This is a genomic window from Pseudomonas sp. 21LCFQ02, from assembly GCF_024129895.2.
GTDB lineage: Bacteria > Pseudomonadota > Gammaproteobacteria > Pseudomonadales > Pseudomonadaceae > Aquipseudomonas.
In genome coordinates, this window is record NZ_CM178749.1 from 4,359,744 (window position 1) to 4,384,685 (window position 24,942).

Consider the following 24,942-nt stretch of genomic DNA (forward strand, 5'->3'; position numbering starts at 1 on the left):
CGACCTCATTTCTCAGTAGTGCAGGGCAACGCCCAGATTTTTCTTCAACAGGTCCTGATAAAGCTCAGCATAGGGTTCGACCGCCTGCTGCCAGTTGAACGGCGCGGCCATGGCGCGGCAGCGCATCGCGTTGAGCAGGGTGGTGTTTTCAAAGACTTTGAAGGCCCGGGTCAGGGCTTCGGTGTAGCTTTCAACCGTGGATTCGTTGAACAGAAAACCCGTTACGCCGTCTTCGATGGTGTCAGCCAGGCCGCCGGTGTTGCGCGCCACCGGCAGCGAACCGAAGCGTTGCGCGTACATCTGGCTCAGGCCGCAAGGTTCGTACCGCGACGGCATCAGCAAGAAATCGCTGCCGGCAAACATGCGCCGGGCATCGGTCTCGTTAAAGCCCACCCGGACACTGACCCGGCCGGGGAAGCGTGCCGCCAGATCACGCATGGCCTGTTCTTCTTCCGGCTCGCCACGGCCGATGATTGCGATCTGCCCGCCGTTGGCGACGATGTGTTCGGCCACACCAATGGTCAGGTCCAGACCCTTCTGGTAAACCAGCCGGGAGACCACGGCAAACAGCGGGCCTTTGGAGGGTTCCAGCTCAAACAGCTCGCGCACGTAGTCGGCGTTGATTTCCTTGCGCAGCCATTCATTGGGTGCGAAGTGGCAGATCAGGTGTTTGTCGGTGGCGGCATCCCAGCTCGAATCGATCCCGTTCGGGATGCCGCTGAGCTTGCCCTGTTCAGCCTTGCTCTGCAGGAAACCTTCCAGCCCGCAACCGAAGTCGGCCGTGGTGATCTCTTTGGCATAGGTGGCGCTGACCGTGGTGATGTGGCTGGCATAAGCCATACCGGCCTTGATGAACGACAGCTTCCCGTAGAACTCCATGCCTTCGGGGGTCAGTGCCTGTTCGGGCAAACCCAGCTCGCGTGCCGTGGTCGGGCTGACCGTGCCCTGGTAGGCCAGATTATGGATGGTGAAAATGCTTGGCGTGGTTTGTCCGCGCCAGCGCATGTAGGCCGGCGCCAGGCCTGCCGGCCAGTCGTGGGCATGCACCAGTTCCGGGCACCATTGGGTCTTGACCGAGCCGGCCGCAAAATCGGCGGCTGCCAGGCCCAGGCGGGCAAAGCGGATGTGGTTATCGGACCAGTCGCGGCCGTTGACGTCGCCGTAGGGCGTGCCTTCGCGCTCGTACAGTTCGGGGCAGATCAACACATAGATGACCAAGCCATCTTTCATGTCCATGCGCCCGACCTTGCAAGGCGGCAGTGCCGCATAGCCGCCCAGTTCACTGATGATATGGATCGGGTTGCCGCTATTGATCACTTGCGGATAGCCGGGAATCAGCACACGGACATCGTGCAGGTGACGCATGGCCCTCGGCAGTGCCGCTGAAACATCGCCCAGGCCGCCGGTCTTGACCAGATCAGCCAGTTCCGAGGTGACAAACAGCACCTTGCGGCGGTTGACCTGGGAAATGGTGTGCTGAGGCAATGCTGGCGTGGTCGGCAAATGCAGTACCGGCATCTGCGACCGGCTCAGAACCGGATGATTCAGCTCGCTGGCCGGCTGACCAAAACTCTCTCCCTGCTGGGTTTTTACAGCGGCGCTTATCATCGTGTTCTCCCAATTAATACAGTATCGGTGCAGTTCTGAAGTTGCTCCGGACCATGTCCTGCGGCCGGACGCACAAGTTCACGCAAGATCAGTACCCATTTACTGTCTGACGCAGCTTCAAGGACAGGGTGATGACGCCGTTTATGAGGTCATTGCTCAGCATAGGCGGGTCTTATCAGATGACCCGGCCGTTTTTCAGAAGTTTCGACTTTTTTACCGGGAAATGTCTGGACCGAGGCTGCGGCGCATTCAGATTGACGACATCTTTGGCATTGAGAGGGGAAAAACTGATTGGCCAGACGCCCGGATGTTGAGAAACAGAGGCTTGTTACCGGTCGTCGGATAGTTGCTGGCGCACCGCGCGCTGCCTGCTAACAGGGCGTTTTCGGACCCTGTTTGCACCGTCAGGAACCCGAATGCCAAATGAGGGTGCGCTGTTTAATTCACTTTGGTGCAGTTGAACAGGCGTGCTGTTGAAGTCCTGTTGCTGGAGGCACATCTGGCGCCGAAATCGGCCTGCGAGAACATTGTCTGAAAATTCCTGCATACCGATTGAACGACTTTCATCTACGAAGCGGTAGAATCCCCGGCTACGTCTGTCAGACGCGAACGATTGTTTTAACGAGGATGCCAATGCAAACCCCAGAGGTCCTGGTCCTGCAAGCAAGCTATACCAATCCGGTTCATGCCGAAGCGCTCGGCACGCTGCTTAATCACTACGCCGAAGATGTCATGGGCGGTGGTGAATCCTTGTCTCTCGACACCCGTCAGCAACTGGCCAGTGAACTGGCCAAGCGTCCCCATGCCTTCAGTGTGTTGGCGTTCATTGCCGGTGAGCCGGTAGGGCTGGTCAATTGCTTCGAGGGTTTCTCCACCTTCGTCTGCCGCCCGCTGGTGAACATTCATGATGTGGTGGTGCTGTCTTCACATCGTGGCCTGGGCATCAGCCAGAAAATGCTTGCCAAGGTCGAGGAGATTGCCCGGCAGCGCGGCTGCTGCAAGCTGACGCTCGAAGTGCTGGAAGGCAATGAGGTGGCGAAGGCCGCTTACCAGAAGCAGGGTTTTGACGGGTATCAGCTCGATCCGCAGATGGGGCGTGCGATGTTCTGGCAAAAGGTGCTGTAACGGATGTCTTTCGGGTTGCCAGGCTGTCTGCAAACCCGGAGACTTGCGCGCCTTGCTGGCAGGGCTGGGTGAGGCAGAGGCGGGCAGTGCTTCAGTGGCAGATCAACGCAGGGGATCTGCCACCGCGACAGCGGGTCAGCGATCAGGCGATCTGCTTGCCCTGGCCGCCAAACTGGGCCTGCTCCAGCAAACGGGTCATTTGCGCCAGCTTGTGCTGCAATTGGGCGCGTTCTTCTTTCAGGGCGCGAAGCTCGTCGCGACGGATAGTGACGTACAGGGTTTGTGGTGCAAGTGTTTGAAGTACAGTGCCCATTGCTCACCTCGCAAATGGCGGATTCAACGTCAGAAAGGCTTGTGGCAATGACTGTCGAACTCCCTGATCCGCCCTTGCCTGACACCTTTGTCGGCCGGGATTCTGATTTCTTTTGCGTGTGATTGGAACTTTTTTATTTTTGATTGTCGCGTGACTTTTACCGCTATTGGCACCAACCCCAATGACTACGCCGCTAAGCCCGGCTTTTTGATTGGCGGGAACCGATACATCAGCCTGTAACACTAAGTTGCATGCCTCGAAGCTTCGTATAACGTGAAGCATTCTTACTTTGAATTTGTATCAGGAGCAGCACCTCATGCAACTCGGGATCGTGGGTTTGGGCCGCATGGGCGGCAATATCGCCAGACGTTTGATGAAAAATGGCCACAGCACCGTGGTCTACGACCGTGACGAGGCCTCGCGCGTGACCCTGGCCGCCGAAGGCGCCAGCGCAGCGGCCGACCTGGCCGGCCTGGTGGCGGGCTTGCAGGCACCACGTGCGGTCTGGGTCATGCTGCCAGCCGGTGACGCTACGGAGCAGACCATTGAAGCCCTGAGCCAGTTGCTCGAACCCGATGATGTGATCATTGATGGCGGCAACACGTTCTATAAAGACGACATTCGTCGCGCCGCCAGCCTGGCCCTCAAGGACCTGCACTACGTGGACGTCGGTACCTCCGGCGGCGTATGGGGGCTGGAGCGTGGTTACTGCATGATGATCGGCGGCGAGAAAGCCATCGTCGACCGGCTCGACCCGCTGTTCGCCACCCTGGCACCGGGTATTGGCGATATCCCGCGCACCCGCGACCGCAAGGCTGAGGACCATCGCGCCGAGCAAGGCTATATCCATGCCGGGCCGGCCGGTTCCGGGCACTTTGTGAAGATGATTCACAACGGTATCGAATACGGAATGATGCAGGCCTTTGCCGAAGGCTTCGATATCCTCAAGCAGAAGAACTCCGAGCAACTGCCTGAAGAGCAGCGCTTTGACCTTAACGTGGCTGACATTGCCGAAGTCTGGCGGCGCGGCAGCGTGGTTTCGTCCTGGCTGCTGGACCTGACGGCCGACGCATTGGCCAGTGATCCGAACCTGGACGCCTACTCAGGCTCGGTCGCTGACAGCGGTGAAGGGCGCTGGACCATTGAGGCCGCCATTGAGCAGGCGGTACCGGCCCCGGTACTGACCAGCGCCTTGTTCGCGCGCTTCCGTTCGCGTCAGCAAGCCACTTATGGCGACAAGATGCTGTCTGCCATGCGCTTTGGTTTTGGTGGTCACAAGGAGGTCAAGTAAATGGGTTTGACGCAGCGTTCCGAGGCCGAGAAGACTCCGCAAGTCGCACCGCCAACCACGCTGTTTCTGTTTGGTGCCCATGGTGACCTGGTCAAGCGCCTGCTGATGCCGGCGCTGTATAACCTGACCCGTGACGGGCTGGTGGATGACAACCTGCACATCGTCGGCGTTGACCACAACGCCGCGACCGATCAGCAGTACACCGCCAAGCTCGAAGCCTTCATCCGTGAAGAAGGCGCGAAAAAAAATGCCGAGGGCGGCGAGGTCCTTGACCCGCAACTGTGGGGGCGGCTTGCCGGGCGCATCAGTTACATTCAGGGTGACTTCCTGGACGACGCCACCTACCGCGATATCGCCAGCAAGATCGAGAGTACCGGGACCGGCAACGCGGCGTTCTACCTGGCGACGGCGCCGCGCTTTTTCAGCGAGGTGGCGCAGCGCCTTGGCGCAGCCGGGCTGCTTGACGAGCGTGAAGGCGCGTTTCGCCGGGTGGTGATCGAAAAGCCCTTTGGCTCGGATCTGGCCAGCGCCGTGGCGCTGAACGAATGCCTGCTCAAGGTCATGGGCGAAAAGCAGATCTACCGCATCGACCATTACCTGGGCAAGGAAACCGTCCAGAACATCCTGGTCAGTCGGTTTTCCAACGGCCTGTTCGAATCGTTCTGGAACAACCATTACATCGACCACGTGCAGATCACCGCCGCTGAAACGGTCGGGGTCGGCACCCGGGCCGGCTTCTACGAGAACACCGGCGCACTGCGCGACATGGTGCCCAATCACCTGTTTCAGCTACTGGCGATGGTGGCCATGGAGCCGCCGGCCGCGTTCGGCGCCGATGCGGTGCGTGGTGAAAAGGCCAAAGTGGTCGGCGCTATCCGGCCCTGGAGCGAGATGGAGGCATTGGCCAACTCGGTGCGCGGTCAGTACACCGCCAACAAGAGTGCTGACCTGGTCGGTTACCGCGAAGAAGAGCGTATCGAGCCGGACAGCAACACCGAAACCTACGTTGCCCTCAAGGTGATGATCGACAACTGGCGCTGGGTGGGCGTGCCGTTTTACCTGCGTACCGGCAAGCGTTTGAGCACCCGCAGCACCGAGATCGCGATCTGCTTCAAGCCGGCGCCTTACGCGCAGTTCCGCGACACCGACGTCGACCGCCTGCGGCCCAATTTCCTGCGGATTCAGATCCAGCCCAACGAGGGCATGTGGTTTGACCTGTTCGCCAAGCGTCCCGGGCCGACGCTGGACATGGAAGACATCGCGTTGGGCTTTGCCTACAAGGATTTCTTCGAGATGCACCCGTCCACTGGCTACGAGACGCTGATCTACGACTGCCTGACCGGTGACCAGACCCTGTTCCAGCGTGCTGACAACATTGAAAACGGCTGGCGTGCGGTGCAGCCGTTCCTTGATGCCTGGAACAAGCACCCGGAAGTGCAGCCTTACATTGCCGGCGGCAGCGGGCCTGAAGCGGCGGATGAGCTGCTGCGCAACGATGGTCGTGAATGGCGGCAGATCGATGGCTGAAGACCTTCAGCCAGCAATCCGCCTGCTGCTCAGTGACCTGGATGGCACCTTGTTGCAGCCTGACCACCGCCCGAGTGCCGCGACCATCGCGGCGATCGTACGTCTGCGCCAGGCTGAGATTGCCTTTAGTGTGGCCAGCAGCCGTCCGCCACGGGCCATGCGCGAGATCGTCGAGATGCTCGGCATCGACGTGCCTTATGCCGGCTTCAATGGCGGCACCCTGATCGATACGGACGGTCGCGTGCTTGCCGCGCATCATATTGACCCTGATGCGGTACGCACTTGCTTGCAGGTATTTGCCGGGGCCTGCGTGGATGTCTGGGTGTTTGCTGACGACCAATGGCTGCTGCGCGACCTCAACGGCAGCTATGTCGGGCACGAGCGCAGCGCATTGGGCTATGACCCGGTCCCGGTCGACAGCTTCGAGCCCTTCCTGCCTCGCATCGACAAAATGGTCGCTTCAAGCGCTGATTTCGAGCTGCTCAAGGCTCTTGAACACCAGCTTGGCGAATTGTTGCAAGGCCAGGCGTTGGCCGCGCGGTCACAGGACTACTACCTCGATATCACGGCCATACAGGCCAATAAGGGTCAGGCCTTGCAGAGCCTGGCTGCGCACATTGGGGTGAACATCGAGCAAACCGCAGCGATTGGCGATGGTCATAACGATGTGGCCATGTTTCGTGTGGCCGGTTTGTCGATTGCGATGGGCCAGGCGCGAGAGGATGTCCGTATTCAGGCTGACCGGGTCACCGGCAGTAATACAGAAGAGGGCGTGGTGCAGGCGATTGATCGCTATCTGCTGCCAGGCCGCTGACAGGAGTGCTCCGGCTGTGGAGCCTCCGGTCAGCAAGACGGGGGAAAACCATGGCTGCGCTGATCGAAGACTACGCCTTGTTGGGCAACTGCAAGACGGCGGCATTGGTGTCGCGGGATGGTTCACTGGACTGGTTGTGTTTTCCGCGTTTCGACGCCGGTGCCTGCTTCGCCGCGTTGCTGGGCGACAGCGACAACGGTTGCTGGAAAATTGCGCCGGTTGAAGCGGTGTCAGGCGTCGAGCGGCGTTACCAGGACGGTACTTTGATCCTGGAGACCGAGTTCCGCACCGCCAGCGGCCGCGCCAAGCTGGTCGATTTCATGCCTATGGACACCACCGGCCATGTGGTGCGCAGTGTGGTGGGGCTCGAAGGAACGCTGGAGTTTGTCATGGATCTGGCGATCCGCTTCGACTATGGCAGTACCGTGCCGTGGGTTGAAAAGCGTGAGCCGCATACGCTGACCGCGGTTGCCGGCCCGGAAATGCTGGTGCTGCGCAGCCCGGTCGATCTGCACCCCAGGGATCATCACACCGGCAGCCGGTTTGCCGTCACTGAGGGAGAGGTCCTGACCTTTTGCCTGGGCTGGCAGCCCTCTAACGAAAGCCTGTACCCGGCGCTCGATACCCAGCAGGCTCTGGAGGCCACCACACGCTTCTGGCGTGATTTTTCCGGGCACTGCCCTGACGTTGGTCCATGGAGTGAACAGGTCAAGCGCTCGCTGATCACTCTTAAAGCCATGACTTACGCACCTACCGGCGGCATCGTTGCGGCGGTTACCACCTCGCTGCCCGAAGAACTGGGCGGTGAACGTAACTGGGACTACCGCTACTGCTGGTTGCGTGATGCGACCATGACCCTGCTGGCCTTTATCAACCTCGGTTACCTTGAAGAAGCCACCGCCTGGCGTGACTGGCTATTGCGCTCGATTGCCGGTAACCCGGAGCAGATCCAGATCATGTACGGTCTGGGCGGTGAGCGGCGTCTTCAGGAGTATGAGTTGCCCTGGCTGGCAGGTTATGAAGGTTCGCGGCCGGTGCGGGTCGGAAATGGTGCGGCCACTCAAATGCAGCTCGACGTCTACGGCGAGGTGGCCGACGCCATGACCCAGGCGGCGGCCAGCGGCATGGCGCAACACCCGCGTGGTGTCGGTATTTCCAGGCTGGTGATGCCGTACCTGGAAAAGATCTGGCGCCAGCCTGATGCCGGTATTTGGGAAATCCGTTGCGAGCCACGCCACTTCACCCATTCCAAAGTCATGGCCTGGGTGGCGTTCGACCGTAACGCCCGGCAATTGGCCGACACCGCGACCAGCGAACGCGACCGCCGGCTGGCGACCCGCTGCCGGGAAGTCGCTGATCAAATCCATGCCGATGTCTGCAGCAATGGCTTTGATAAGCAACTCAACAGCTTTGTGCAGTCATACGGTGCCAAGGAGGTCGACGCCAGCTTGTTGCAGATCGCCCTGACCGGCTTTTTGCCTGCTGACGACCCGCGCGTTATAGGCACCGTGCGCGAGATCGAGAACAAGCTGCTGCAAGACGGCTTATTGTTGCGCTACGACAGTGAGCGGGCGGCCGATGGGGTCAAGGGCGGCGAGGGCACCTTCCTGGTCTGCTCGTTCTGGCTGGCCGATGTGTATGTGTTGCAAGGCCGGGTTGATGAGGCCAGGGTATTGTTCGAGCGGCTGTGTGGGTTGTGCAATGACGTCGGCCTGCTGGCTGAGCAATACGACGTCAAAGACCGGCGCATGCTGGGTAATTTCCCGCAGGCGTTCAGCCATATCGGCATCATCAACACCGCATTGAATTTGCACCGTGCTGCCAGCCGTTGCCCGATCAAGGCGCGTAGCTGTGCGCAGGTGGTGTAGCTGTAAAGCTGGCTCCCACCGGTCCAACTGAACAGTCTTGGTGTCAGCCCGCCTTGCGAAACGTCAGGTTTATCCGCTGCGCGCCCAGCAGCGGATGTTCGCCCTCGGCAATCGGCAGGATGCCATGAAAGCGCAGGCGGTCTGCACCGCCCCAGACCAGCACGTCGCCATGAAAGAGCGGCACGCGCAGGGGCTTGTCACTGCGCTTCAGGCCACCGAACTGGAACACTGCGGGTAACCCCAGCGAGACCGAAACCACCGGCCAGCGGTGGTCGCGCTCATCTTTGTCCTGATGCAGCGACATTTTCGCCCCGGGCACATAGCGATTGATCAGGCAGGCATCCGGCTCGAAACCGGCAAAGCCTGCCTGTGCGGCGGCTTCACGGGCCAGAATGCGCCAGGCGTCGGGCATCGTCGGCCAGGCTTGACCGGTCAACGGGTCGACCGCGGTGTAGCGATAGCCATGCTGATCGGTCACCCAGCCCAGTGTACCGCAGCAAGTCATCGCCGCTGACATCCGGTAGCCGCCAGGGGTGGACATGTGCCGAAGCGGGGCGGCAGCCTGAAGTTGCTTCAGCAGTGCCAGGCAGCTCTGCACTTCAGGCAAAGCGAAGCCGCGCAACACCACGGCGGACGGGCCGATGGTTTCGCGGCCCTTGGGTGTGTCGTCGGCAAACAGATCGAAATTCATCGCAGGATCCTGGCGCCAGCGCCGGGCGGCATGGCCGCTGATCTTTGCAGGTTCGCGGCCGGTCTGGCATCCGCCAGACTGACCTGGTGCACGCTGGCTTTGATGCCGGTCAGAGCGCCTTGCTGACCTTGACGTCGCTGATTACGTCGCCGCTCTGGTCGTGCATTTTTTCCAGTGCCGCACGGGCTTCGTCCACGCAGGCAGACTGTAGATAGGCGAATTCAAAGCGGCGCTCGCCATTGAGTTTGTAGCTGATGGCGAACTTGATGGTCGGGGCAGGGCTGGTCACGGTGACTCCTGGGCGGATCTGGGTTCAGCGCAGCTGTGAAGGCGAGCGGCGCACAATCTTGATCGAGTGGCTAAATGTCGGCTTGTGGCCCGGGTCTTTGTCGGGTTTGCGCCCGACGGTGTCGATGGTGATGTTCCAGAAGCCGCTGCTCGGTACGGTAATCTTGGCCGGGAACCGGTCGAAGGCGCCGCCATGATAGGTGTGCCGACCGCCATTCTTGAAGCTGCGAAAGTTCGCATCGTTCATCAGGCGGATGTTGCAGGTACGCGAACATTCAATGACGACCAGATCGTCTTCATTGAGGTGTTCACGCTGGTGTACGAACTTCATGGGTGTCTCCGGAACAGGCGGCATCGCAAAAGCGAGACGATAACACGACCCGGCAAAGGTTTTGAGCAGTGGCGCACAGTTATTTGCCTATGATGGCAAAAAGTTTTCGTGCTCGGGATCTTATTCGCTCCGTGCTGGTCATAGCGGCTTTATTTTGGAGAAAAAAGCATGAAACTGGCCGTGGTAATCCTGGCCCTGGCGACATTGGCCGGGTGCGCAACAGTCGAGGATATCGAGCATTCACCCGCGACCCTGAGCGTTATTTCCGGCAAAAAGCCTGACCAATACGCCGATTGCTTTATCGACAAGCTGGGTGACAGCCGTCAGCCGCCGATGAAAGAAGCCCGTAACGACGGTGTGCGCCTGATCGTTGCACAAAAGCTCAGCGATGCGCCGGCGGCGATTGTCGACATTGACGAACGTTCCAGCGGCAGCTCGATCAAGGTTCATGAACACCTCAACAACCTGCCGATCCGTGGCGGTGTCGTGCAAAAGGCCGCTGAGGCGTGCATCTCCGGTTAAGGCAATACTTGTATCTCTGTGGGAGCGAGCTCTGCTCGCGAAGAGGCCAATAAATACGCTACATCTGCTGCGGATGTACCGCCCTCTTCGCGACCAAGGTCGCTCCTACTTGCAGACCACCAGCACGCTGCGGTGCTTGAAGTTACCCACGTCCATGCCCAAGGTCTTTTCTTCAGCGTCAAGCTGTGGAGTGCCGTCGGTGCCGACGATTTCGTAACCGGTGCCAGCGCAAGAGTCCTCGGCTTTTTCATAGCACTTGGCCCACGACATCGCTTCGCCGGAACAGTCGATGCTTAGCCCCTGTTGGCCGTTTTTCATGTAGGTCGGGGAGGCAGTGGCGCACGCGGTAAGGCCCAGTACAGCGATAAGGGGCAGCAGTCTGATCATGATGGTCGCTTCGGCTATTGGCTCTGGAAGGAGTGGTTTCAGTTGCGGCGCCTTGCCTCGAATGCGCAGTGCTTGAGGTCTGGGGCGCGCTAAAAACCGGATAATGCACTTGGACTGAGGTGCGGTGCCATCGTTCCGCCATAAATTACCGGGTTGTCGGCGGTCACAGGGCTGTCTTGTGCCCGTCACGATGCTGCAACCGGCTGACGGTGCAATTGTCGCAAATCTTGTCAGGAGACACGACTATGCGACTCTGCATCATCGGTGCCGGCTATGTCGGGCTGGTCAGCGCGGCCTGTTTTGCCGAAATGGGCAACCATGTGATCTGCGTCGAGCATCAGCCGGCTCGTTTGGCGGCCTTGCAACGCGGAGAATGCCCGATTCACGAGCCAGGCCTGCAAGTGATGCTCAAAGAGCACGCTGGCAGTGGTCAGTTGAGTTTCACTGGCAGTCTCGTCGAGGGCGTGCGCCAGGCAGACATCGTGTTCATTGCCGTCGGTACGCCCAGCCAGGAAGATGGTTCGGCCGATCTGCGCCATGTGCTGGCAGTGGCCGATCAGTTGGGGCAGTGCCTTGCTCGTCCATGCCTGGTGGTCAACAAGTCCACGGTGCCGGTGGGCACCTGTGAAAAAATTGCCCAGCGTATCAATCAGCGCTTGGTCCGGCGCGGCATGAAGCTGCGCATCCCGGTGGCGAGCAACCCGGAGTTTCTCAAGGAGGGGGCGGCCATCGACGACTTCATGAGACCGGACAGAGTGATCGTTGGTGCAGCCGAGATGCAGTCGGCCGAGTTGTTGCAACGGCTGTACAGCCCGTTCTTGCGCAACCGCGAGCGTGTCCTGGTGATGGGCTTGCGCGCCGCAGAGTTCAGCAAGTACGCGGCCAACGCCTTCCTGGCCACCAAGATTTCGTTCATCAACGAAATGGCCGGGCTGTGCGCCGCGCTGGACGTGGATATCGAGCAGGTTCGACGCGCGATTGGCAGTGATCAGCGGATCGGTACGCATTTTATTTATGCCGGTTGCGGCTACGGTGGCTCCTGTTTCCCCAAGGATGTGCGGGCGTTGATCAAGACCGCCGAGCAGCAAGGCTTCGAGGCGCAGATTCTCAAAGCCGTGCAGGCGCGCAATGCGACCCAGAAAACCCTGTTGTTCAGCGCCTTGCGTCAGCATTTCGGTGGCTACCTGCAAGGCCGGGTGGTCGGCGTCTGGGGGCTGGCCTTCAAACCGGGCACCGACGATATTCGCGAGGCCCCCAGCCTGGTGTTGATCGACGCGCTGTTGGCTGCCGGTGTCCAGGTCCAGGCCACTGATCCTGCCGCGATGGTTGCGGTGGCCGAGCGTTATGTCGATGCAATCGGCCGCGGTCAGCTACGCTTGTGCGAGTCGCTTTACGGCTGTGCGCAGGGCGCCGATGCGGTGGTGCTGGTCACCGAATGGAAGCAGTTTCGCCAGCCCGATTTCCTGCGAATTCGCGCATCGATGCGCATGCCGGTGTTGTTCGATGGTCGCAATATCTACGACAGCGCGGAACTATCTGCCCAAGGATTCCTCTACCATGGCATCGGAAGGCCAGTGGTGGGGCATTGTAAGGTGACCGCCGCCTGATTAGACTGCGCCGACAATGCCCCAGCCCTTAACTAAGGACTTATATGATCAAGAAATGCTTGTTCCCTGCAGCCGGTTACGGCACTCGCTTTTTGCCAGCGACCAAAGCCATGCCCAAAGAGATGCTGCCAGTGGTCAACAAGCCACTGATTCAATACGGTGTGGAAGAAGCACTTGAAGCGGGCTTGAACCAGATCTCCATCGTCACCGGTCGCGGCAAGCGCGCGCTGGAAGATCACTTCGACATCAGCTACGAGCTGGAGCACCAGATCAAAGGCACCGACAAGGAAAAATACCTGGTCGGCATCCGCCGCCTGATCGACGAGTGCAGCTTCTCGTACACCCGTCAGACTGAAATGAAAGGCCTGGGCCACGCAATCCTCAGCGGTCGCCCGTTGATCGGCAACGAGCCGTTCGCCGTGGTGCTGGCCGACGACCTGTGCGTCAACCTCGAAGGCGACGGCGTGCTGCAACAGATGGTCAAGCTGTTCAAACTGTATCGCTGCTCGATCGTTGCCATTCAGGAAGTCGATCCGCAGGAAACCAACAAGTACGGTGTGATTGCCGGTGAGGAAATCAAGCCGGGTCTGTTCCGTGTCAACGACATGGTCGAGAAGCCGAAGCCTGAAGACGCACCGTCGAACCTGGCCATCATCGGTCGTTACATCCTGACGCCGGACATTTTCGAGCTGATCGAACAGACCGAGCCAGGCAAAGGCGGCGAGATCCAGATCACTGACGCATTGATGAAGCAGGCTGCCCAAGGCAACGTGCTGGCTTACAAGTTCAAAGGCCAGCGTTTCGACTGCGGCGGCGCCGAGGGTTACATCGACGCGACCAACTTCTGCTTCGAAAACTTCTACAAGACCGGCAAAGCGTTCTGACTTCACCTGCCTGTCCACCCAAAGCCATCCCGGTGTTCGCACCGGGGTGGCTTTTTCATTTCTGCGGGGTTCGCATAGCCGTTATGCTGAGCACCTATTCATGGAGGCAGTAATGGCTTACGACTTCGATCTTTTTGTCATCGGCGCCGGTTCCGGTGGTGTACGGGCAGCGCGCTTTGCTGCGGGTTTCGGGGCGCGGGTTGCGGTTGTGGAAAGCCGTTATCTGGGCGGTACGTGTGTCAACGTGGGCTGTGTGCCGAAAAAACTGCTGGTGTACGGTGCGCACTTTGCCGATGACTTCGACAATGCCAAAGGCTTTGGCTGGAATGTAGGGCAGCCCGAGTTCAACTGGGCCACCCTGATCGGCAACAAAGACAAGGAGATCCAGCGTCTTAACGGTATTTACCGCAAGCTGCTGGTCGACAGTGGCGTGACCCTGCTCGAAGGGCATGGGCGGATCACCGGCCCGCATACTGTGCAGGTCGATGGCACGTCATACACCGCCGAACGCATCCTGATCGCCACCGGTGGCTGGCCACAAGTGCCCGATGTACCGGGGCGTGAGAATGCGATCACCTCTAACGAGGCTTTCCATCTGGCCGAGTTGCCCAAACGCATCATCGTGGTGGGCGGCGGCTACATTGCGGTCGAGTTCGCTTCGATCTTCAACGGCCTGGGTGCGCAGACCACCCTGGCGTACCGTGGCGAGCTGTTCCTGCGCGGCTTTGACGGCGGGGTGCGCAAGCACTTGCATGAAGAATTGCTCAAGCATGGCATGGATGTGCGTTTCAATTGCGATATCTCAAGGATCGACAAGCAGCCAGACGGTAGTCTGAAGGTCAGTCTCAAGGATGGCGGCACGCTGGACACCGATTGCGTGTTCTATGCCACTGGCCGGCGACCGATGCTCGACAATTTGGGGCTGGAGACTGTCGACGTCAAACTCGACAAGCAGGGCTATATCCAGGTCGATGAGCATTATCAGAGCAGCGAGCCGTCGATTCTTGCGTTGGGCGATGTCATTGGTGGTGTTCAACTGACGCCTGTGGCGCTGGCAGAAGGCATGGCGGTGGCCCGTCGTCTGTTCAAGCCCGAGCAGTTTCGCCCGGTAGACTACAATCACATCCCGACAGCCGTTTTCAGTCTGCCGAACATTGGCACCGTGGGCCTTACCGAAGAGCAAGCCATTGAAGAGGGCTACTCGGTACAGGTGTTCGAAAGCCGTTTCAGGCCAATGAAACTGACCCTGACCGATGATCAGGAGCGGACTTTCATGAAGCTGATCGTCGACAGCGCCAGTGACCGGGTGCTCGGTTGCCATATGGTCGGCCCGGATGCCGGTGAGATCGTGCAAAGCCTGGCGGTCGCGCTCAAGGCCGGTGCGACCAAGCAGGTGTTCGACGATACCCTGGGCGTGCATCCGACGGCGGCGGAGGAGTTCGTCACCATGCGCAGTCCGGTGGCGCGCTAACGGTTGTTACCATGCCCGGTATTCAGGATGAGAACCGGGCAAAATCCGCATTCAAGGATGGAGTCCTGTGTTGAGCAAGCAGACCCCGACGCCGGTCATGCCACTGAGTTGCATGCCGCCCGACAATAACGCCCTGCGGCAGATCGATGCGCTGCGTGAAAGCGAGCGACAGTTTCGCACGCTGGCCGACAACATGAGTCAGCTGGCCTGGACGGCTGACCCCGAGGGCTGTATCCGCTGGTACAACGAGCGCTGGTATGACTATACCGGCGCGTCGCTGGAGTCGATGCAGGCGTTGGGTTGGCGAGCGGTGCATCATCAGGATCATTATCAGCGGGTCACTGCGCGACTCAAACATTGCTTCTCCACGGGCTCGGTCTGGGAAGACACCTTTCCGCTGCGCAGCAAGGACGGCACATTCAATTGGTTTTTGTGTCGGGCATTGCCGATTCGTGATGATCAGGGCCATATCACCCACTGGCTTGGTACTCACACCGACATCACCGCACAGGTCAATGCCGAAGAGGCGTTGCGCGAACTCAATGACAGTCTGGAGTTGCGGGTGGCCGAGCGTACCCGCGAGCTGGCCGAAGCCAATCAGCGCCTGCAGGTGGAGATCGCCGAGCGCGCCCAGGCCGAAGAAGCACTGCGCCACGCGCAGAAGATGGACGCCATTGGCCAATTGACCGGAGGCATTGCCCACGACTTCAACAACATGCTGACCGGTGTGCTCGGGGCGCTGGACCTTACGCGGCGGCGGATTGCCGCCGGGCGTGTGGCTGAGGTTGACAAGTACATTGATGCAGCCACGACCGCAGCCAATCGCGCTGCGGCCCTGACTCAGCGCTTATTGACGTTTGCCCGGCGTCAGTCGTTGAGCAACAGCATCATGCCCGTCAATCCGATGGTGCTGTCCATGGAGGAGCTGTTGCGTCGCACGATTGGCGAGAGCATTCAGTTGCAGATCGAGCTTGAAGAGCATGACAGGGTCATTTGTACGGATGAGCACCAGTTGGAAAATGCGTTACTCAATCTGGTGATCAATGCGCGGGACGCCATGCCTGAAGGGGGGCGTTTGCGGGTGCGCAGCCAGGTCACGACCATCGACACCCTGCATCAGGACCTGGCGCCAGGCGAGTATGTGCAGTTGAGCGTCGAGGACAGTGGTTGCGGTATTCCTGCCCATGTCATTGAAAAGGTCTTCGACCCATTTTTCACCACCAAACCAGTAGGTCAGGGTACGGGTTTGGGATTGTCGATGGTCTACGGCTTCATGAAGCAGACCGGCGGCCATGTGCGGGTCGATAGTCGTGAGGGCGAGGGCACCTGCATCCGGCTGTATCTGCCTTGTGTGGCTCAGGTCAGCCAGCGGGTGGCCGATGTCAGTGATGCCCGGCAGGCGCCTCGCGCTGTTGCGGGGGAGTGCGTGCTGGTGGTTGAGGATGAAAGCGCGGTGCGGATGCTGGTGGTCGATGCGTTGCGCGATCTTGGTTACTCAACCCTGGAGTCCGGCGATGCTGCAGGCGCTATCAAACGTCTGCAGGGCTCGGCTCGTATCGACTTGCTGATTACCGATGTCGGCCTGCCGGGCCTCAATGGTCGTCAGCTGGCCGGGATTGCCCGTCAGTTCCGGCCGGCGCTCAACGTGCTGTTCATGACGGGCTATGCCGGCAGTCCTCAGATCGACGAGGTGTCACAGGCGGTCGAAAAAGACGTGCTGACCAAGCCGTTCAATGTCGATGAGCTGGCGGCGCGGGTGCGCTGGATGCTTGAAAGGGCCGCTTGAATACTGTTGTTGTGTAGGGCTGATACAGATCAGTCAGGTCGGTTAGGTGAGAGCTGGCTTGCCAGCGAAGACGGCGGCACATTCGCAGCAGATGCAGTGACTTTGCCGGCCTCTTCGCGACCAAGGTCGCTCCCACCGAGGGCATACAGTACCTAAATGAACAGTATTGCGGCTAAAGCCGCTCCTGCGGGGTGGGCGAGTCGTGTTCGGCAATTTGCGCCTGCAGGGTTTCCAGGGCGGCTTCCTTTCTGCTCAGCAGTAATTCGAGCATGCGGTTTTGTTGCGTGGCTTCGCTCAGGCTGTGCTTGAGTGCAGCGCTTTGCTGCTGGGTGGTTTGCAGGCGTACTTCCAGTTGGGCGCTGCGATTGATGGCTTTGTGTTGTTCGGCGCTGGCTTTTTCAGCCTGCTTGGTGGTTTTGTCCAGTTGCGTCTGGCAAGCATGCAGTTCTCGGGCGGTGCCGCGTTGCTCAGCCAGCAAGCGCTCGTTATCGCGGTTGAGCAGGGTGATCGATTCCTGGTGCAAGGCCAGGGTTTGCCGCGACTGCCGCAGCTCCATTTGCAACTGTTGGAGTTGCCCCTCGTAGCGCTGCTGGTCCTGGTCGCGCTGTTCTTTCACCGAGTTGCGGTAGTGCTCCAGGGCGTCGCGGGCGTGGCGATGCTTTTCTTCCAGCGATTCGAGATGCCGGTCGCGATCTTGCAGGCGTGATTGCAGGTCTTGGTTGGCCTGATTCAGCCGAGTGTTCTCGGTTTTGGCCTGCTGCAGAGCGTCTTTGGTTTGCTCCAGCGCCTGGGTTTCTTTGCTCAACACTTCTTTTTGCAAATCAAAGCGGGTTTGCCATTGCTCCAGTTGCTGCTGCACGCCTGCGAGTTCTGCGCGCATAGCCTGGCACTGCTGACTTGCGTGTTGCTCGGCTTCATCAATGCGCTCCTGAGCCTGGCCTTGCAGTCGCTCAGCCAACACCGCGACCAGTTCGGCCAGCTCTTCATTAAGGCTTGGGGCAGGGCTGTCGTGCCCCTCCAGCTCTTTGAGATAGCGATGAATGGTGGTTTTAGAGCCGGTATTGCCCATTTCAACGCGTACTGCGTCGATGCTCGGGTTGTCGCCGCGCGCCAGCAGCGCCTGTCTGGCTTTGTGCACCAGGGCCTTATTGATTCCGCCGCGCGCCATGGCTGCTCCTACGATTTCGTACTGTGGTATGTATCCTGTAATTACATACTAAATAGTACGATCTTCATAGGGTAAATATCATCTTATTTAACACGGGATATTGGCGTATTATCCCGTGTCAGTCGTTGTCAGGCGGCTTTTTACGGTTCAGTACGGTATGAAACCCTCATGAGCGAGATTGATCGTTACATCGCTGCCGCCACGCGCTACAACACACGGCGCAGCTACCGGGCGGCCATCGAACATTTCGAAGTGACGTTTGGCGGTTTTCTGCCGGCCACCAGCGACAGCGTGGCGCGCTACCTGGCCAGTTACGCTGGCGTGCTGTCGATCAATACGCTGAAGCTGCGCCTTTCGGCATTAGCGCAGTGGCACACCAGCCAGGGCTTCGTCGATCCGACCAAGGCGCCGGTGGTGCGTCAGGTGCTCAAGGGCATTCGCGCTGTGCACCCGGCCCAGGAAAAGCAGGCCGAGCCTTTGCAGCTGGGAGACTTGCAACAGGTGGTCGACAGCCTCGACCAGCAGGCGCGTCAGGCCGCCCAGGTGCAGGATCATGGGCAGGTGATGCGTTGTCGGCGTGACGCGGCGTTGATCCTGCTGGGTTTCTGGCGCGGCTTTCGCAGTGACGAGCTGTGCCGCCTGCAGGTTGAGCATGTCAAGGCCGTGAGCGGAGTCGGGATTACCCTGTACCTGCCGCGCAGCAAAAGTGATCGGGATTTCACCGGGCGCAGTTTCCAGACGCCGGCGCTGCTGCGTTTGTGCCCAGTGCAGGCGTACCTTGACTGGATTGACTGCGCCGCACTGGAGCACGGGCCGGTGTTTCGCAGTATTGACCGCTGGGGCAATCTGGGCGAGGAGGGGTTGCACGCCAACAGCATCATCACCTTGCTACGCCAGGCGTTCGAGCGCGCCGCAATCAAGGCGGATGCCTACAGCAGCCACTCGCTGCGGCGCGGCTTCGCCACCTGGGCGCAGCACAATGGCTGGGATCTGAAGTCGCTGATGAGTTATGTCGGCTGGAAGGACATGAAGTCAGCCATGCGCTACATTGAAACCTCACCGTTCGGCAAGGCAGCAGTGCCTGTCACCGAATTGAAGATTTCTTCTATTAATAATGATCCGCCATAGTCAAAAGCAATCAGCAGCATCGACTTTACCAATGAGCCTGGTGCGCCGATTGTGGGTAAGCTTCTTTCCATCGAATCCAAACTCATTCGATTCACTCACCATGGAGATTCATCGATGCCTATCATCAACAGCCAAGTCAAACCGTTCAAAGCGACTGCCTACAAAGAAGGCAAATTCGTTGACGTCTCGGACGCCGACCTGAAAGGCAAGTGGTCTGTGGTGTTCTTCTACCCAGCCGACTTCACCTTCGTCTGCCCGACCGAACTGGAAGACCTGGCTGACAACTACGCAGAATTCCAGAAGCTGGGCGTAGAAATCTACAGCGTTTCGACCGACACCCATTTCGCCCACGCTGCCTGGCACAACACCTCGCCAGCCATCGGCAAGATCAAATACACCATGATCGGCGACCCAACCCTGACCATCTCGCGCAACTTCGACGTGCTGATCGAAGAAGCCGGTCTGGCTGACCGTGGCACTTTCGTAATCAACCCGGAAGGCCAGATCAAGATCGTTGAGCTCAACGACGGCGGCGTAGGCCGTGACGCCTCCGAGCTGCTGCGCAAGATCAAGGCCGCTCAGTACGTTGCTGCTCACCCAGGCGAAGTCTGCCCAGCCAAATGGCAGGAAGGCGAGGCCACTCTGGCTCCGTCCCTGGACCTGGTCGGCAAGATCTGATCCGCATGCCGCAAACGATCGGGGCGCCGCACGCGTAAGTCTGTAAACCGCATCGCCCCATCAAACGCCCGGGCGGTCATCGCCTGGGCGTTTTTATTTCAAGGTTTTGTACGAAAGGTGGCCCAGGTTGCCGACTTTTCATACAAATCCTGTTACCTGAAAAAAGGAAAGCCAAACCATGTTGGACGCCAATCTTAAAGCCCAGTTGAAATCCTATCTGGAGCGGGCCACTCGCCCCATCGAGATCCAGGCCTCCCTCGACGACGGCGCCAAGTCTCAGGAAATGCTCGCGCTGCTGCAAGATGTAGTCAGCGTCGGCAAAGACATTACCCTGGCCACTGACGGTAACGATGCGCGCAGGCCGTCGTTCACCCTCAATAGCCCAGGCCAGGACATCAGCTTGCGGTTTGCCGGTATCCCGATGGGGCACGAATTCACCTCGCTGGTTCTGGCGCTGCTGCAAGCAGGCGGCTACCCGCCCAAAGTCAGTGATGAGGTCATCGAACAAGTGCGCGCCCTGCAAGGCGAGTTCAGTTTCGAAACCTATTTTTCCCAGTCCTGCCAGAACTGCCCGGACGTGGTCCAGGCACTGAACCTGATGGCTGTGCTCAACCCGAACATCAAGCACGTCGCCATCGACGGCGCACTGTTCCAGGATGAAGTCACCGAGCGCAAAGTCATGTCGGTGCCGAGCATTTACCTCAACGGTGAGCTGTTTGGTCAGGGCCGTATGGGCCTGGAAGAGATTCTCGCCAAAATCGACACCGGTGCCGGTGCGCGCCAGGCCGAGAAGCTCAACGCCAAACAAGCCTTCGACGTGCTGGTGATTGGTGGTGGCCCGGCTGGCTCCGCCGCAGCGGTCTACTCGGCACGTAAAGGCATTCGTACCGGCGTTGCCGCCGAGCGTTTCGGCGGTCAGGTGCTCGACACCATGGCGATCGAAAACTTTATCTCGGTCCAGCACACCGAAGGCCCGAAGCTGGCGGTTGCCCTCGAAGAGCACGTCAAGCAGTACGAAGTCGACATCATGAACCTGCAACGCGCTGACCAGCTGATTCCAGGCAAGGACGGCGCGCTGCACGAGGTGAAGTTTGCCAGTGGTGCGAGCCTCAAAGCCAAGACCCTGATCCTGGCGACCGGTGCGCGCTGGCGGGAAATGAACGTCCCCGGCGAGAAGGAGTATCGCAACAAGGGCGTGGCGTACTGCCCGCACTGTGACGGTCCACTGTTCAAGGGCAAGCGTGTGGCAGTGATCGGTGGGGGCAACTCCGGTGTGGAAGCGGCCATCGACCTGGCCGGTATCGTCTCCCACGTAACGCTGTTGGAGTTTGACAGCCAGCTGCGAGCTGACGCGGTGCTGCAACGCAAGCTCAATAGTTTGCCCAACGTCACCGTGCTGACCAGTGCACAGACCACTGAAGTGACCGGCGACGGCGAGAAGGTCAATGGCCTGCGCTACAAGGACCGGGTCAGCGGCGAAGAGCGTGCGGTGGAACTGGAAGGGATCTTTGTACAGATCGGTCTGCTGCCTAACAGCGAGTGGCTCAAAGGCGTGATCGAGCTGTCGCCACGCGGCGAGATCGTGGTCGATGCCCGCGGTGAAACCTCGGTGCCGGGTATTTTTGCGGCCGGTGACGTCACTGTCACGCCGTACAAGCAGATCATCATCGCCCTGGGCGAAGGTGCCAAAGCGTCGCTGAGTGCTTTCGATCACCTGATCCGCACCAGCGCGCCAGCCTGATTCGCAGCACCAACAAAAAGCCCCGGCTGCTCACGCAGTCGGGGCTTTTTTGCGGGCTTGAGCCGCGAATCTGCGCGCTTACAGCGGTGTTGGCTGGATGATCTCTACCCAGTAGCCATCCGGGTCCTTGACGAACGCCAGGTGGTTCATGCGGCCGTCTTGCAGGCGCTTCTGGAACGGCACATTCAGTTGCTCAAAACGGGCGCAGGCAGCGACCACGTCAGGCACCGACACACAGATATGGCCGAAGCCGCGCGGATCAGTGTTGCCGTTGTGGTAAGAGAACCCGGCGTCGTTCTCGGTGCCGTGGTTGTGGGTCAGTTCCAGCACGCCAGGGATGGACTTCATCCACTGATGGCGAGCAGCGTCGTCTTGCGGAATCTGCGCCTTGTCGACCAGGGCCAGGAAATACAGGCTGAACTCGGCTTCAGGAAAATCACGCTTGTCGACCAGATGAAAGCCCAGGACGCGGGTGTAGAAATCCAGCGAGGCGGTGATGTCCTTGACGCGCAGCATGGTGTGGTTGAACACAAAACCCTGGGTGGCGGCGTCAGGTTCGGCAGTCACGCCCGGGAAAGTGTTGAGTTCGTGCAGGCTCATGAAAGTCTCCGGCTTGAATGGGCAAAGACGGTCAATGATACGGGGCAGGGCGGTCGATGCAACCCGGCATTTGCCTATTGTTGCCAGAAAGCCGCAGACTCATGTTCTGGATCTTTATTCTCTGCTGCGGTGCTCATGCCGATGATTCGCTATCCCTTGCTCCCTGTTGCTGCTTTGCTGCTGACCGCCGCTACTGCACAGGCCGACGACACCATGATCCTCTGGCCCCCCGGCTGGGAGGTGCAGTCATTGCCGACGGTTGAAGGCGCATCAGGGCAGCCTTCGGTGCAACTGCGCCAGCGCGCCATCAAGAACGATGCCGCAGGCGAGCCAAGCATGGTGGTGGAGTTGACCCGCTCCCAACTGGTTGCCGGTCATGAAGTCAATGTGCAAGGTGTGCTGATGGCGATGCGCAAAGCCGTGCAGGTCAATTTCGCGCGCAGCGGCCTGCAAAGCGCATGCACTCATGTGCGAGAAGTCAGTCTGGGTGGTGTGCCGGGCATGGAGAGCACCTGCACGGTGACCCAGAACGGCGTGCATGTCATGACCCAGACCCTGGTGGCGGCGGCCAATGCCCGGCAGGCCTGGTCGCTTTCGTATGCGGGCTCGGCAGAAGGCTATGCAGCCAACAGGCAGCAGGTGCAGCAGATTCGTGACGGGCTGAAGCTCGACACGGCGCCCTGAGCTTTCCTGTGGGCAAAATAAAGCCCGCGTGTGCGGGCATGGGGTGCTAGTCCTTTAGCTGTGTGTAGCTTGAAACATCCTGCGTGAAAAAAATGTGAAGCCCAGCGGCTTTTTTTCGTCGTGCTTTCGGGTCGTGCGGGCACTGCCGGTGAGCAAAATTCGGAAACAGCCTACAGGCGACGACTAATTATCTGACTGTAATTTTTCAGAATAATAAGCTGGGACTTGCTGAAGTATGGGGTCATGTATCCCGATAGTGGCAATGTGATTTTATTGGCGTCAGTATTCTTACGCTGTCAGATCTGTGACGGGTTCGACATTCTTGCCGGATGTAGTTGTATATCGACGAACGGAGTTGCAGGCCAACCGGCACCTCTAAGAACTCCTTGCATTGCCATCGTCGGGTTGAAACAGACTGGAAGCCAGCCGGGTCAAAATGGTCAGTTACAAGCTGTAAATCCAAGCGCGATTGCGAACGTTTTTCGCCTTGTGCGGACGGCCTCGTTTAGCTGTTTACAGGTTGCTGACTATACTTTCGGGCGGCAATAAAAAAGCCCTGCAGAGCAGGGCTTTTGTGAACTGTCACGTCTCAGGCACGAACCCAGGATTCGACGGTGTCTGCACCGTACTGTTCTTTCCAGGCTTTCAGGCCACGGTGATTGCCACCTTTGGTCTCGATCAGTTCACCGGTGTGCGGGTTCTGGTAAACCTTGACGACACGGGCGCGGCGGCGCTTTGGACCCGCAGGCGCAGCAACCAGGGTGGTTGCGCTGTTAGGGTCGAGGATGGCGATGACATCACGCAGGCTCTTGCCATAGCTAGCCATCAGCTCCTTGAGCTTCTGCTCGAATTCGATCTCTTTCTGAAGGCCTGCGTCTTTCTTCAAGGCTTCCAGCTGAGCCAGTTGTTCTTGAAGGGCTTTTTCTGCGGCGCGAAACTCAGCAAGTCTGGACAAAAAACATACTCCGACAGTGTATTGGCTGTTACCAGCCGAACAAAGCGACAAGACAAAAAACTTTGACCGATTCGCTCATTCCGTTTTCTGCTCGATGATGCGATGGGGAATTAACCGTTTCAGCCATCACTACCTGATCAGCGAGCAGTTTTAAATCGGTAGCGGATTAATAATGCCCGTTTTTTTTCAATTAGAAAACCATCTTGTGCAATTGTTTAATGTGCGCTGCACTTGGTGAGGGTCGGCAGAGTGTTATTGGTGTATGGATTTTTAAAGTTGCGAGTAACGCGCTGACGTATCCGCCGACGCCGTCTTACAGTAGCTGAGGGCGAGTATCAGAGACCTTGTTGCAGGGCCGGATCGTCCGGATTCTGTTGTTCAAGTTGCGCCAGCAAGACCTGAACATTCTGTAGTTGACCACTTTCGCGGGCGTACTGAATCAACAGCACTCTGGCCCGTCGGTTGGCCGGTTGGTTCTGCAGAATCTGCTGCAGTTGCTTCTGTGCCGGCTCCAGTTGTTCCAGCGTGTGCAGCGTCACGGCCAGGTCATACCGATAGTCATTGTTATCCGCCGCCAGTTCCGCCGCACGGGCCAGGCTGAGCAGGGCGAACTCGGCCTGGCCGTGATCGCGCAACCAGATGCCCAGAGCATGCTGCAGCAGGGCGGAGTCGGGGTGTTTTTCGAGCAACTGCCGCATGAGTTGTCGGGCCTGGTCTGCCTGCTGGTTATCATCAAGCTGCTCTATACGCGCCAGGGCGGCCAGCAAGTTGTCCGGCGCCAGCTTCACGGCTTCTTGCAGCGCATTGAGCGCCAAGGCGTTATCGCCGGTCTGGCGATAGAGCCTGCCCAGTTGCATGCGGTTCTGAACACTGGGAGGCTGTTGCGCCAGGTCGTGCTGAAACGCTTCGGCGCTGTGTTGCAGGGCTGCGAAATACAGCCCCAGTTCATCCGGTGACAAACGGGTCAGGGCCAAGGTCGCGTTGAGGCGTAACGCCGGTTCATCGGCATTGAGCAAGGGGCCGAGCACCACGGCCAGATGATGACCGGGCAGCAGCCGTACCGCACTTTCAACCGCCGCCAGGCTGACCGCCGGCGACTCATGGTCAAGTTGAGCCTTGAGCAGTTTCAGCGCTTGCGGGCTAGGGTAGTTGGGCAGTTCGGCCAGCAACGCAATGCGCCGCTCGTCGGCCAGGTCGTCACGGGCCAACTGTTGATACAGCAGGCGCGCGGCACCCGGCTTGCCGTCGCGGGCCAGTTCCAGTGTTTGCGAGTAGCTCTGGCTGGGACGTACCGGTGCGGCGGGGCGGCTGGTTTCGCTGCGCCAGGCCCATAAAGCCAGGACCAGAACGCCGACCAGCGAACCGATGATCAGGGCCTGGCGCCCGCGGCGGGTGGGCTGAGGTGAGTCGTTGGGCATTACGGTATCCAGTGCTTGACGCCATGCAGCTTCGAAGAGACTGAGGCGTCTGTCAAA

General features: G+C 59.3%; 23 protein-coding genes and 2 pseudogenes. 15 read left to right on the top strand and 10 right to left on the bottom strand.

What is annotated here, in order from left to right:
• Nucleotides 1-12: 12 nt before the first annotated feature.
• Complete coding sequence (gene glgA / locus NJC40_RS19905) at nucleotides 13-1,608, bottom strand: glycogen synthase GlgA (RefSeq protein ID WP_253140844.1); 1,596 nt, start codon at nucleotides 1,606-1,608, stop codon at nucleotides 13-15.
• Nucleotides 1,609-2,241: 633 nt separating this feature from the next.
• Here glgA and NJC40_RS19910 point away from each other — a divergent pair.
• Entirely contained in the window at nucleotides 2,242-2,733 is a 492-nt protein-coding gene (locus NJC40_RS19910) for a GNAT family N-acetyltransferase (RefSeq protein ID WP_045491051.1), read from the top strand.
• 142 nt (nucleotides 2,734-2,875) lie between these two features.
• Here the strand turns inward: NJC40_RS19910 and NJC40_RS19915 are convergent, their stop codons facing one another.
• Nucleotides 2,876-3,046, bottom strand: coding sequence for a DUF6026 family protein (locus NJC40_RS19915; protein ID WP_144403304.1), 171 nt, complete (start codon nucleotides 3,044-3,046; stop codon nucleotides 2,876-2,878).
• Between the two features lie 316 nt (nucleotides 3,047-3,362).
• Between NJC40_RS19915 and gnd the strand changes: the two genes are divergently transcribed.
• Genes gnd through NJC40_RS19935 form a run of 4 tightly spaced genes read left to right on the top strand, consistent with a single transcriptional unit; the run spans nucleotide 3,363 to nucleotide 8,546 of the window.
• Nucleotides 3,363-4,337 (top strand): phosphogluconate dehydrogenase (NAD(+)-dependent, decarboxylating), encoded by a 975-nt coding sequence (gene gnd, locus NJC40_RS19920; RefSeq protein WP_253140842.1) that lies wholly within the window; start codon nucleotides 3,363-3,365, stop codon nucleotides 4,335-4,337.
• A complete protein-coding gene (gene zwf / locus NJC40_RS19925; RefSeq protein ID WP_045491057.1) occupies nucleotides 4,338-5,864 on the top strand; it encodes a glucose-6-phosphate dehydrogenase in 1,527 nt (508 codons plus the stop codon).
• Nucleotides 5,857-6,678, top strand: a complete 822-nt coding sequence (locus tag NJC40_RS19930) for an HAD family hydrolase (RefSeq protein ID WP_253140841.1) — start codon at nucleotides 5,857-5,859, stop codon at nucleotides 6,676-6,678. The genes zwf and NJC40_RS19930 overlap by 8 nt, the downstream gene beginning before the upstream one ends.
• 50 nt (nucleotides 6,679-6,728) lie before the next feature.
• Nucleotides 6,729-8,546, top strand: a complete 1,818-nt coding sequence (locus NJC40_RS19935; RefSeq protein ID WP_253140839.1) for a glycoside hydrolase family 15 protein — start codon at nucleotides 6,729-6,731, stop codon at nucleotides 8,544-8,546.
• A gap of 43 nt (nucleotides 8,547-8,589) precedes the next feature.
• Here NJC40_RS19935 and alkB read toward each other — a convergent pair whose 3' ends face one another.
• From alkB to NJC40_RS19950, 3 genes are all read right to left on the bottom strand, one after another.
• Nucleotides 8,590-9,237, bottom strand: a complete 648-nt coding sequence (alkB, locus tag NJC40_RS19940) for a DNA oxidative demethylase AlkB (RefSeq protein WP_253140838.1) — start codon at nucleotides 9,235-9,237, stop codon at nucleotides 8,590-8,592.
• Between the two features lie 109 nt (nucleotides 9,238-9,346).
• Nucleotides 9,347-9,526 carry a hypothetical protein gene (locus tag NJC40_RS19945; RefSeq protein WP_045491068.1) on the bottom strand — a complete coding sequence of 60 codons (180 nt, stop codon included), beginning with the start codon at nucleotides 9,524-9,526 and terminating at the stop codon, nucleotides 9,347-9,349.
• A 24-nt stretch (nucleotides 9,527-9,550) separates the two neighbouring features.
• Nucleotides 9,551-9,856 (bottom strand): DUF1883 domain-containing protein, encoded by a 306-nt coding sequence (locus NJC40_RS19950; protein ID WP_045491071.1) that lies wholly within the window; start codon nucleotides 9,854-9,856, stop codon nucleotides 9,551-9,553.
• A 168-nt stretch (nucleotides 9,857-10,024) separates the two neighbouring features.
• Here NJC40_RS19950 and NJC40_RS19955 point away from each other — a divergent pair, with 168 nt between their 5' ends.
• The gene (locus tag NJC40_RS19955) at nucleotides 10,025-10,378 is read left to right on the top strand and encodes a hypothetical protein (protein ID WP_253140837.1); all 354 of its coding nucleotides are present in this window, start codon (nucleotides 10,025-10,027) and stop codon (nucleotides 10,376-10,378) included.
• 105 nt (nucleotides 10,379-10,483) lie between these two features.
• On the opposite strand, the gene NJC40_RS19960 is transcribed toward NJC40_RS19955, so the two are convergent.
• A complete protein-coding gene (locus NJC40_RS19960) occupies nucleotides 10,484-10,765 on the bottom strand; it encodes a hypothetical protein (protein ID WP_045491076.1) in 282 nt (93 codons plus the stop codon).
• A 245-nt stretch (nucleotides 10,766-11,010) separates the two neighbouring features.
• Between NJC40_RS19960 and NJC40_RS19965 the strand changes: the two genes are divergently transcribed.
• From NJC40_RS19965 to NJC40_RS19985, 5 genes and pseudogenes are all read left to right on the top strand, one after another.
• The gene (locus tag NJC40_RS19965) at nucleotides 11,011-12,372 is read left to right on the top strand and encodes a UDP-glucose dehydrogenase family protein (protein WP_253140836.1); all 1,362 of its coding nucleotides are present in this window, start codon (nucleotides 11,011-11,013) and stop codon (nucleotides 12,370-12,372) included.
• A 44-nt stretch (nucleotides 12,373-12,416) separates the two neighbouring features.
• Complete coding sequence (galU, locus tag NJC40_RS19970; RefSeq protein ID WP_045491081.1) at nucleotides 12,417-13,256, top strand: UTP--glucose-1-phosphate uridylyltransferase GalU; 840 nt, start codon at nucleotides 12,417-12,419, stop codon at nucleotides 13,254-13,256.
• A gap of 112 nt (nucleotides 13,257-13,368) precedes the next feature.
• Nucleotides 13,369-14,727 carry a glutathione-disulfide reductase gene (gorA, locus tag NJC40_RS19975; RefSeq protein ID WP_253140835.1) on the top strand — a complete coding sequence of 453 codons (1,359 nt, stop codon included), beginning with the start codon at nucleotides 13,369-13,371 and terminating at the stop codon, nucleotides 14,725-14,727.
• Nucleotides 14,728-14,797: 70 nt separating this feature from the next.
• Nucleotides 14,798-16,084, top strand: a pseudogene (locus tag NJC40_RS19980) (hybrid sensor histidine kinase/response regulator); the annotation flags it as partial.
• A gap of 129 nt (nucleotides 16,085-16,213) precedes the next feature.
• Nucleotides 16,214-16,513 (top strand): annotated as a pseudogene (locus NJC40_RS19985) (response regulator); the annotation flags it as partial.
• Between the two features lie 172 nt (nucleotides 16,514-16,685).
• On the opposite strand, the gene NJC40_RS19990 reads toward NJC40_RS19985, so the two are convergent.
• Nucleotides 16,686-17,681 carry a DNA-binding protein gene (locus NJC40_RS19990; RefSeq protein WP_253140834.1) on the bottom strand — a complete coding sequence of 332 codons (996 nt, stop codon included), beginning with the start codon at nucleotides 17,679-17,681 and terminating at the stop codon, nucleotides 16,686-16,688.
• A 168-nt stretch (nucleotides 17,682-17,849) separates the two neighbouring features.
• On the opposite strand from NJC40_RS19990, the gene NJC40_RS19995 reads away from it, so the two are divergent.
• The 3 genes from NJC40_RS19995 to ahpF all read left to right on the top strand — a co-directional run bounded on the left by NJC40_RS19995 (nucleotide 17,850) and on the right by ahpF (nucleotide 21,228).
• The gene (locus NJC40_RS19995; RefSeq protein WP_253140833.1) at nucleotides 17,850-18,809 is read left to right on the top strand and encodes a site-specific integrase; all 960 of its coding nucleotides are present in this window, start codon (nucleotides 17,850-17,852) and stop codon (nucleotides 18,807-18,809) included.
• A 114-nt stretch (nucleotides 18,810-18,923) separates the two neighbouring features.
• Nucleotides 18,924-19,487 carry an alkyl hydroperoxide reductase subunit C gene (gene ahpC, locus NJC40_RS20000; protein WP_045491089.1) on the top strand — a complete coding sequence of 188 codons (564 nt, stop codon included), beginning with the start codon at nucleotides 18,924-18,926 and terminating at the stop codon, nucleotides 19,485-19,487.
• A gap of 178 nt (nucleotides 19,488-19,665) precedes the next feature.
• The gene (gene ahpF / locus NJC40_RS20005; protein WP_253140832.1) at nucleotides 19,666-21,228 is read left to right on the top strand and encodes an alkyl hydroperoxide reductase subunit F; all 1,563 of its coding nucleotides are present in this window, start codon (nucleotides 19,666-19,668) and stop codon (nucleotides 21,226-21,228) included.
• A gap of 78 nt (nucleotides 21,229-21,306) precedes the next feature.
• On the opposite strand, the gene gloA is transcribed toward ahpF, so the two are convergent.
• The gene (gloA, locus tag NJC40_RS20010) at nucleotides 21,307-21,828 is read right to left on the bottom strand and encodes a lactoylglutathione lyase (protein WP_045491092.1); all 522 of its coding nucleotides are present in this window, start codon (nucleotides 21,826-21,828) and stop codon (nucleotides 21,307-21,309) included.
• A 135-nt stretch (nucleotides 21,829-21,963) separates the two neighbouring features.
• Here gloA and NJC40_RS20015 point away from each other — a divergent pair, with 135 nt between their 5' ends.
• On the top strand, nucleotides 21,964-22,512 hold the full coding sequence (locus NJC40_RS20015; protein ID WP_045491094.1) for a DUF4946 domain-containing protein: 549 nt from the start codon (nucleotides 21,964-21,966) through the stop codon (nucleotides 22,510-22,512).
• A 589-nt stretch (nucleotides 22,513-23,101) separates the two neighbouring features.
• Here NJC40_RS20015 and NJC40_RS20020 read toward each other — a convergent pair.
• The gene (locus tag NJC40_RS20020) at nucleotides 23,102-23,467 is read right to left on the bottom strand and encodes a histone-like nucleoid-structuring protein, MvaT/MvaU family (RefSeq protein ID WP_253112380.1); all 366 of its coding nucleotides are present in this window, start codon (nucleotides 23,465-23,467) and stop codon (nucleotides 23,102-23,104) included.
• A 335-nt stretch (nucleotides 23,468-23,802) separates the two neighbouring features.
• Complete coding sequence (locus tag NJC40_RS20025; RefSeq protein WP_253140830.1) at nucleotides 23,803-24,885, bottom strand: tetratricopeptide repeat protein; 1,083 nt, start codon at nucleotides 24,883-24,885, stop codon at nucleotides 23,803-23,805.
• Nucleotides 24,886-24,942: the final 57 nt, after the last annotated feature.